Annotated in this window: 4 protein-coding genes; 3 read left to right on the top strand and 1 reads right to left on the bottom strand. The window is 71.5% G+C overall.

Translation table 11 applies throughout. From position 1 onward, the window contains the following. The 3 genes from G6024_RS10420 to G6024_RS10410 all read left to right on the top strand — a co-directional run. Positions 1-1,305 (top strand): penicillin-binding transpeptidase domain-containing protein (locus G6024_RS10420; RefSeq protein WP_159148652.1); only part of this gene is annotated, 1,305 nt, incomplete at its 5' end. 9 nt (positions 1,306-1,314) lie between these two features. Then, positions 1,315-2,277: an SDR family NAD(P)-dependent oxidoreductase gene (locus tag G6024_RS10415; RefSeq protein ID WP_069389929.1), complete on the top strand. Its 963-nt coding sequence runs from the start codon at positions 1,315-1,317 to the stop codon at positions 2,275-2,277. 49 nt (positions 2,278-2,326) lie between these two features. Next, on the top strand, positions 2,327-4,138 hold the full coding sequence (locus G6024_RS10410; RefSeq protein WP_159148651.1) for an acyl-CoA dehydrogenase: 1,812 nt from the start codon (positions 2,327-2,329) through the stop codon (positions 4,136-4,138). A gap of 177 nt (positions 4,139-4,315) precedes the next feature. On the opposite strand, the gene G6024_RS10405 is transcribed toward G6024_RS10410, so the two are convergent. Next, the gene (locus tag G6024_RS10405; RefSeq protein WP_082924057.1) at positions 4,316-4,993 is read right to left on the bottom strand and encodes a fasciclin domain-containing protein; all 678 of its coding nucleotides are present in this window, start codon (positions 4,991-4,993) and stop codon (positions 4,316-4,318) included. Positions 4,994-5,251: the final 258 nt, after the last annotated feature.

Raw genomic sequence — 5,251 nt, 5'->3', positions numbered from 1 at the left:
GCGGTGACGCTCGCGCCCGACGCCGCCGGCTCCGCGGACGCGGTCGCGTCGCTGGTCAGCGGGGCCGCACCGACGATCACCGGTCAGACGATCCGCGACGGGATGGCCGAGGCCGGCGACCAGCCGTACCAGGTCGTGGCGTTGCGCCCGGCGGACATCGACCCGATCCGCGATCAGCTCGCCGCGGTCCCGGGCGTGAGCCTGCCGGAGCAGGGCCAGCTCATCCGCACCGACCGCGACCTGGATTCCCCCGCCCTCGACGGCCTGCCGAACGCCTGGACGGAGGCGCTGCAGTCCGAGGCCGGGTGGTCGGCGCAGATCGTCAACCCCGGCGCCGAACCGATCGAGATCGGGGGCGCACCGGCCGGAGAGGTCGACGACCTGGTCTCGATGGTCCAGATCTCGATGCAGCGTGAGGCCCAGCGGGCCGTGGACGGAAGCGGGTTGGCCGCGTCGATCGTGGCGATCCAGCCCTCCACCGGCGGGGTGCTGGCCGTGGCCCAGAACTCCGCCGCAGACCGACAGGGGCCCGTCTCCCTGCAGGGGCGCTTCCCGCCGGGGTCGACGTTCAAGGTGGTCACCACCGCCGCCGCGCTCTCCGCCGGCGTCGTGGGCCCGGACGAGATCGTGCCGTGCCCGGCGTCGGTCACCGTCTCGGGCCGGACGATCCCCAACGACGACGACTTCGAGCTGGGCCCCGTCCCCCTCGAGACGGCGTTCGCCCGGTCGTGCAACACCACTCAGGCCGTCATCAGCGACCGCCTGGAACCCGCGGCGATGAAGGACACCGCCGCGACACTGGGCCTCGGCGTCGGGTTCTTCACCCCGGGGCTGAACACCTACACCGGGGAGGTGCCCGTCACCGAGCAGGGCCCGGGCCGGGTCGAGGCGGCGATCGGGCAGGGCGAGGTGCTGGCCAGCCCCTTCGGCATGGCCGTGATGACGGCGTCACTCGCGAACGGTGGCCGGATGATCCTGCCGCAGCTCATCGACGGGATGCCCGCGGTCGCCAACGACTCCCCGGAGCCGCTCGACCCGGCCGTGGTCGACACCCTGCGCCGCTACATGGTGCAGACCGTGCAGTCGGGCACCGCGACGGCCGCGAGGTCCGTGCCCGGCCTGGGCGGCAAGACCGGCACCGCCGAGGTGGGCAGCGGGCCGGCGCACGGTTGGTTCGTGGGCTTCACCGGGGACATCGCGGTGGCCGTTCTCCTCGAGGGCGCGGACTCCTCGGGCCCGGCGGTGGAGCTGGCCGCCGACTTCCTCGGGGGTGTCGGCCAACCGGCTCCCCTGGCGGCTCGGTAGTTTCGGCACATGCGCCTGCCCAAGGTCTCGCTCCCCGAATTGTCCCTGCCCGATCTGTCCCTGCAGAATCTGCCGCTGCCCGGCCTCGACCGGCTGCCGTTCTCGTCGTCGTCCCCCTCCCCCACCGACACCCACCGCCGCGTCCTGGTGACCGGCGGCGCCTCCGGCCTCGGTCTGGCCCTGGCGACGGCGTTCCTCGAGCGCGGCGACCGGGTGATCATCGCCGACCTCGCCCCCACCGACGACCGCCCCGACTCCGTGCCCGCCGACGCCCACTACCTCCGGCTCGACGTGCGCTCGGAGGACGAGTGGCAGGCCGCACGCGTCGAGGTCGAGCAGATCTGGGGCGGCCTGGACGTGCTCGTCAACAACGCCGGCATCGCCCAGGGCGGCCGCATCGAGATGCTCACCGAGGACGACTGGCGGCAGATCGTCGACATCAACCTGCTCGGCGTCGCGCGCGGATGCCGCACCTTCGTCCCGATGCTCAAGGCGCAGGGCAGCGGTCACCTCGTCAACACCGCTTCTCTCGCCGGCCTCGTCCACCCGCCCACCATGTCCTCCTACACGGCGGTCAAGGCGGCGGTCGTGGCGATCTCCGAGAGCCTGCGGTGGGAGCTCGAGCCGTTCGGCGTGGACGTGTCGGTGCTGTGCCCGTCCTTCTTCCGCACCAACCTCGCCTCCAGTCTCAACGCCTCCGACCCCGCCGCCAGCGGGTTCGCGAGCAAGCTCATCGACCGCTCCGAGCGGGGCGCCGACGAGATCGCCGCGGAGGTGATGACGGGCCTGGACGCCAAGCAGTTCCTCATCCTCCCCGACCCCGACGCCCGCAAGTCCTACCGTGCCAAGCGGTTCCTCCCCGCCGCGTACGCCAGGACCATGCTCGGCATGGGCCAGAAGTTCGCGGCGGCGACACGGGCCACGGGCGGGTCGGGCGCCGAGGCCGGGGGAACGGGCGCGACGGGCACGTGAGCACCGGGGGCGGCGCGCGCTGGTACCGCGCGCTAGTACCCTGCGGGGCATGACCCCCTCGCACCTGCTCTCCCGCGCCGACCTCGACTTCCTCCTGCACGACTGGCTCCGTGTCTCCGAGCTGTGCGAGCGGGAACGGTACGCGGAGCACTCGCGCGAGACGATCGACTCCGTGGTGGACCTGTCGGCCGAACTCGCCGAGAAGTACTTCGCACCCCACTTCCGCAAAGCCGACCTCACCGAGCCCCGGTTGGTCGGCGAGGACGTGGAGCTCATCCCCGAGATCGGCGAGGCGCTGGCGAAGTTCGCCGAGGCCGACCTCGTCGGTGCGGCGATGGACGAGCGCGTCGGCGGGATGCAGCTGCCCTACACCGCCTACCTGGCGTGCATGGCCTGGTTCTACGCCGCGAACATCTCCACCGCGGCCTACCCGTTGCTCACCACCGGCAACGCCAACCTGCTCATCGAGCACGGCTCCGACGAGCAGATCGAGCGGTACGTCAAGCCGATGATCGAGGGCCGCTTCACGGGGACGATGTGCCTGTCCGAGCCGCAGGCCGGGTCCAACCTCGCCGACATCACCACCCGCGCCGAGCCGCAGCCCGACGGCACCTACCGGCTGTTCGGGCAGAAGATGTGGATCTCCGGCGGCGAGCACCAGATGGCCGAGAACATCGTGCACCTGGTGCTGGCGAAGGTTCCCGGGTCGCCGGCGGGCACCCGCGGCATCAGCCTGTTCGTCGTGCCGAAGTTCCTGGTCACCGACGACGGCACGATCGGCGAGCGCAACGACATCGTCATCACCGGCCTCAACCACAAGATGGGCTTCCGCGGCACGGTCAACACCATGCCCACGCTGGGCCAGGGCATGCACACCCCCGGCGGTCGGGCGGGCGCGATCGGGTACCTCGTCGGAGAGGAGAACACCGGCCTCAAGAAGATGTTCACCATGATGAACGAGGCCCGCCTCGGCGTGGGCCTCGGCGCGACCGCCATCGGCTACACCGGGTACCTCAAGTCGCTGGACTACGCCCGGAACCGTCCCCAGGGCCGGCAGGTCGGGGCGGACCCGTCATCGCCGCAGGTCATGCTCACCGGCCACGCGGACGTGCGCCGCATGCTGCTGGCCCAGAAATCGTACGTGGAGGGCGCCCTCGCCCTGGGGCTGTACTGCGCGCGACTGATCGACGACGAGAAGACCGGATCCCCGGAGGAGTCGGCGGCGGCGACGATGCTGCTCGACGTCCTCACCCCGATCGCCAAATCGTGGCCCTCGCAGTGGTGTCTCAAGGCCAACGAGCTCGCGGTGCAGGTGCTGGGCGGGGCCGGCTACACCATCGACTACGACGTGGAGCAGCACTACCGCGACAACCGTCTCAACCCGATCCACGAGGGCACGCACGGTATCCAGGGCCAGGACCTGCTGGGACGCAAGGTAATGGCCGGTGGCGGGGCCGGGTTGGCCGCGCTGACCGGGCGGATCACCCAGGCGTGTGACCGGGCTGCCGAGGCGGGCGGGTCCGCGGCCGAGATGGCCGCGCTGCTGCGCCCGCGCGTCACCCGCCTCATCGAGGTCACCACCGCGCTGGCGGAGGTGGGGGCCACGGATCCGGAGGCCTTCCTGGCCGACGCCACCGAGTACCTCGAGGCCGCCGGGCATGTGGTGATCGCCTGGATCTGGGTCGAACAGGTGATGGCACTGGGCGCGCGCACCGGCGACGAGGACGACGCCTTCGCCGCGGGCAAGCTCAGGGCCGCGGAGTACTTCCTGCGCCGCGAGCTCCCGATCGTCGACGCCAAGTTCGACCTGCTCGCCGCGGGCGACCGCACGACGCTGGACATGCGCGACGACTGGTTCTGACCTCTGGTTCTGACCCGGGTCCGGTGCTGGACCGCGCCCGGTTCGGCCGACCGCTCGGCGGCGGCACACGACGAGGCCCGGGCCGGCGCTCTCGCGTCGGCCCGGGCCTCGTCTCGTCTGGTCGACCTCACCGGATGGGCGGGAGTTCAGGGCACCCGTCCGCGGTGTTCGGTCAGATCACTCCTCGGGGATGAGGACCTGGTCGATGAGGTAGACGGTGGCGTTGGCGGTCTCGACGCCGCCGCAGACCACGTTGGCACCGTTGACCATGAGCTCGTCGTCGGAACCGGTCACATCGACGTCAGCGCCGTTGAGCGTGGTCTGCATCCCGGAGATCTCGTCGGGCGTGATCTGGCCCTCCACGACGTGGTAGGTGAGGATGCCGGTGAGCAGGTCGGCGTCGGTCTGGAGCGCCTCCATCGTCGCGTCATCGATCTGCGCGAACGCGTCATCGACGGGGGCGAAGACTGTGTACTCGCCGTTGTTGAGGGTGTCGACGAGGTTGACGTCCGGGTTGACGCCGCCGGACAGGGCGGCGGTGAGGGTCGTCAGCAGCGGGTTGTTGGAGGCGGCCGTGGCGACCGGCTCCATCGCCATGCCGTCGACCGAGCCCGGTCCCTCCGGGTTGGCCTCGGCGTAGTCCGCGCACCCGGGGCCGACGAGCATGCCGGCCGGCTCGGCCTCCATGGACGAGGTCTCGGAGGAGGCGGTGGTGCTCATCATGGAGCTGGCGGTGCCCTCGGCGGTGGTCTCGGTGTCGCTTCCGTCGTCGGTCGAGCAGCCGGCGAGGACGAGTCCGGAGACCGCGGCGGCTGCGGCGATCGAGGCGACTCGGCGGGAGATCGTGATGCCCATTGTGCTGTCCTTTCGGTGGAGCCCCTGTGGTGTGGGGCTCTGTGCGGTGGGTCACCAGTGCTTCGCCGCCCCCCGTGATCCGGATGGGTCCGGCCCGGAATTTTTTTCGAGCCGCCGGCCGCAGCCGCCTGCCGCCGCCCGTCACGATGGCGTCTCGCGTGAACAGATGCGCAGGCCAGACGCCCTCCCCGGGGGCGGCGGTCGCCGGCGCGTCCATCCGCGCGAGCAGGGCGCCATGCGCGGGAGCGGATGCCGGCT

The sequence above is a fragment of the Dietzia maris genome (assembly GCF_014144855.1).
GTDB lineage: Bacteria > Actinomycetota > Actinomycetes > Mycobacteriales > Mycobacteriaceae > Dietzia > Dietzia kunjamensis.
This window is presented reverse-complemented; position numbering and strand designations above follow the sequence as displayed.

Excerpts from the sequence above, each read along its gene's own strand:
- G6024_RS10415 (WP_069389929.1), top strand. The coding sequence starts at position 1,315 with ATGCGCCTGCCCAAGGTCTCGCTCCCCGAATTGTCCCTGCCCGATCTG.
- G6024_RS10410 (WP_159148651.1), top strand. The coding sequence starts at position 2,327 with ATGACCCCCTCGCACCTGCTCTCCCGCGCCGACCTCGACTTCCTCCTG.
- G6024_RS10405 (WP_082924057.1), bottom strand. The coding sequence starts at position 4,993 with ATGGGCATCACGATCTCCCGCCGAGTCGCCTCGATCGCCGCAGCCGCC.